This window comes from Rhizobacter sp. P3_B12, assembly GCF_056402895.1.
Genome location: NZ_JBFUGN010000719.1, coordinates 1 through 3230 on the forward strand (window position 1 = coordinate 1; position 3230 = coordinate 3230).

Below are 3230 nucleotides of genomic sequence, written 5' to 3' on the forward strand. Positions count from 1 at the left end.
GCACATGGGTTGCGGAGGGCCAGGCCGTGAGCGATCGCATAGCGAAACACCTGGCCGCAGGTCTGATAGCAGCGTTTTGCAATGTCGAGAGCGCCTCGGGCCTCGATCTTCTTCGCCATGGCAAGGATGTGCGGAGCGAGGATGTCGGCAACCGGCTTGCGCCCCAGCTCGGGGAACACATCGAGCTGCAGGCGCCGTAAAACGTAGTCGGCGTGCCGCGGGCTGCGGGTGCCGCGCCAGTGTTCCCACCAGCTCATGGCCACCACCTCGAATGAGGTGCCAATGGCCACACGGCGGGCCGCCTTCGCGTCCTTCCGCAGTTGAACCGGGTCGTCGCCTTCCTTCAGGGCACCGCGGGCCTTGTCGCGGTCGAGGCGGGCTTGCACCAACGAGACATCGGGATAGGTTCCAAGGGCAAGGCGTTTTTCCTTGCCGGCGAAGTAGTACTTCCAACGCCAGTACTTCGATCCGCTCGGGAGGACTTCCAGGTAGAGGCCACCGGAGTCGGTGTAGCGCTCGCGGGCCTTGGTGTCGGGACAGGTGGCTTTCTTGCAGGCTAGGTCGGTCAGAGGCATGAGAGAGGGGAATCGGGGAATTTGGAGCTGTGCCAGGGGCACAACCTGTTTTGTGCCCCGAATGATTCCCCTGGGACGGCCTGGCTGTCAACGAAGCTCAGCGAACKCCGACGAAACAAAAAAGCCCCGCAAMMCTAGGKTTKGCGGGGCTTTCWCGGYYTTCAGCGAATTTCGCCGAACACTATCCTGGCGGAGTCGGAGGGATTCGAACCCTCGATGCAGGTTTTGCCCACATACTCCCTTAGCAGGGGAGCACCTTCGGCCACTCGGTCACGACTCCGGCGAAGACTGCGATTCTAGCCGCAGTTTTGACGATTTCAGGCGGCGGCCTGCTCCAGATCGAACGCCTTGTGCAGCGCGCGCACCGCCAGCTCCATGTACTTCTCGTCGATCACGACGCTGGTCTTGATCTCGCTGGTGGTGATCATCTGGATGTTGATGCCCTCTTCGCTCAGGCAGCCGAACATCTTGCTCGCCACGCCCACGTGCGAGCGCATGCCGATGCCGACGATGCTCACCTTGCAGATCTTGGTGTCGCCCATCACCTGCGCGGCACCGGTCTTCGGCAGCACGGTGTTCTTCAGCAGCTCCATCGTGCGCGTGTAGTCGTTGCGGTGCACGGTGAACGAGAAGTCGGTCTTCCCTTCGTGCGAGATGTTCTGGATGATCACGTCGACGTCGATGTTCGCGTCGGCCACCGGGCCCAGGATCTGGTACGCGATGCCCGGCTTGTCGGGCACGCCCATCACGGTGATCTTGGCCTCGTCGCGGTTGAACGCGATGCCCGACACAACGGCTTGTTCCATTTTCTCGTCTTCCTCAAAGGTGATCAGGGTGCCCGAGCGCGCTTCCTCGGTGATGTCGATGTCCCACGGCGTGAAGCTCGACAGCACGCGCAGCGGCACGCGGTACTTGCCGGCGAACTCGACCGAGCGGATCTGCAGCACCTTGGAGCCGAGGCTCGCCATCTCGAGCATCTCCTCGAAGCTGATGGTGTGCAGCCGGCGCGCATCGGGAACGATGCGCGGGTCGGYSGTGWAGACGCCGTCGACGTCGGTGTAGATCAGGCATTCGTCGGCCTTCATCGCGGCCGCGACCGCCACCGCCGAGGTGTCCGAGCCGCCCCGGCCGAGCGTCGTGATGTGGCCGTCGGCATCGATGCCCTGGAAGCCGGTGATGACCACCACCTTGCCCTGCGCCAGGTCGGCGCGCACGCGGGCGTCGTCGATGCTCTGGATGCGCGCCTTCGTGTACGAGCTGTCGGTCTGCACCGGCACCTGCCAGCCGGCGTAGCTGACGGCCTGCATGCCTTCGGCCTGCAGCGCGATCGACAGCAGGCCCACCGAGACCTGCTCGCCGGTCGACGCGATCATGTCGAGTTCACGGTCGACCGCGGTGGTCGGCGAGGCCGGCGACAGCTCTTTCGCGAGGCCGAGCAGGCGGTTCGTCTCGCCGCTCATCGCCGAGGGAACGACCACCATCTGGTGGCCGGCGCGGGCCCATTTGGCAACGCGTTTCGCGACGTTGCGAATGCGCTCCGTGCTGCCCATGGAGGTGCCGCCGTACTTGTGAACGATGAGTGCCATGAAAGAGGTCTTGCCGCGAGTGGAGAAAAGGGTCGCGAGTCGATCGCAACCGGGCATTTTAACCGCGCGGAATGCGCCGCCAGGCCAGGCTCACCTGCGCCTGCCCCGGCAAGCCGATCACGCGGGCGTCGATGCCGAGCCCCGGCACGAACAGCAGTTGCCCGCCGCTGTAGACGAGCGGCCCGTCCCGGTCCCACGCCGGCACTGCCGCCGCCTGGTACTGCTTCTTCAGGCTGCGCGGCGGACGGCCCAGGCCTGCCTGGAACTGCTCCCCGCCTTCGCGCGCGCGCAGCACCAGTGCACCCAGCCACGCGAGCGGAATGCCGTCGTGCGTCACGCGCGTCGCGACGAGTTCGCCGCCCCAGCCCGGCAACGCGTGGCGCCCGGCACGGCGGATGCTCAGCGCCGATTCGCGTTCCGGCGTCTCCACAAGGGCTGGCCGTGATGCGACGAAGCCGAGGCGGCTGCGGTGCACGCGCAGCTCGCCGCCGGCCGCCGGCCAGGCGCCCTGGCCGCCCAGTTCCTGCTGCAGCCGCAGCACGAGGCTGGCCGGTGCCGGCTGGCCGATCGACGCGAGCCAGGCCCGCAGCGCGTTCGATTGCCGCGCTTCGCTGAGCGTGCGCCATTCGGTCACGCTGAGGCCACTCGCATCGGCCACGCGTTCGAGATCGATCGCCGCCAGCTCGTCGAGCGCGGCCGCGGCCTGCTGCGCCCAGCGCGCCGACTGCGCGAGCGAGGCCTCGGCCTGCGGGAACGCCTCGACGATCGCCGGCCACGCCGCGAGCCGCAGCCGGTTGCGGGCGAAGCGCTCATCGCTGTTGCTGTCGTCGTCGATGAAGCGCAGCCGGTGCCGGCGCACATAGGCCTCGATCGCTTCGCGCGGCGCATCGAGCCAGGGCCGCTCCCAGACCATGCCGTCGCGCTCGATGCGGCGTGGCATGCCCGCCAGCCCTGCCACACCACCGCCGCGCAGCGCCTGCAGCAGCAGCGTCTCGGCCTGGTCGCGCCGGTGATGGGCCAGCAGCACGAGGCTCGCATGCGCCTCCAGCGCCATCGCGCGCAACGCGTC

3 protein-coding genes and 1 tRNA gene are annotated in these 3230 nt (G+C 67.4%); all 4 read right to left on the reverse strand.

The features are described from left to right. A partial coding sequence (locus tag AC1D01_RS26805) for a tyrosine-type recombinase/integrase (RefSeq protein ID WP_477871787.1) occupies window positions 1–575 on the reverse strand: 575 nt, incomplete at its 3' end. 187 nt (window positions 576–762) lie between these two features. Continuing rightward, window positions 763–855, reverse strand: a tRNA-Ser gene (locus AC1D01_RS26810). A 37-nt stretch (window positions 856–892) separates the two neighbouring features. Next, window positions 893–2161 carry an aspartate kinase gene (locus AC1D01_RS26815; protein ID WP_477871789.1) on the reverse strand — a complete coding sequence of 423 codons (1269 nt, stop codon included), beginning with the start codon at window positions 2159–2161 and terminating at the stop codon, window positions 893–895. 58 nt (window positions 2162–2219) lie between these two features. Continuing rightward, the coding region (tilS, locus tag AC1D01_RS26820; RefSeq protein WP_477871791.1) for a tRNA lysidine(34) synthetase TilS at window positions 2220–3230 on the reverse strand (1011 nt) is incomplete at its 5' end.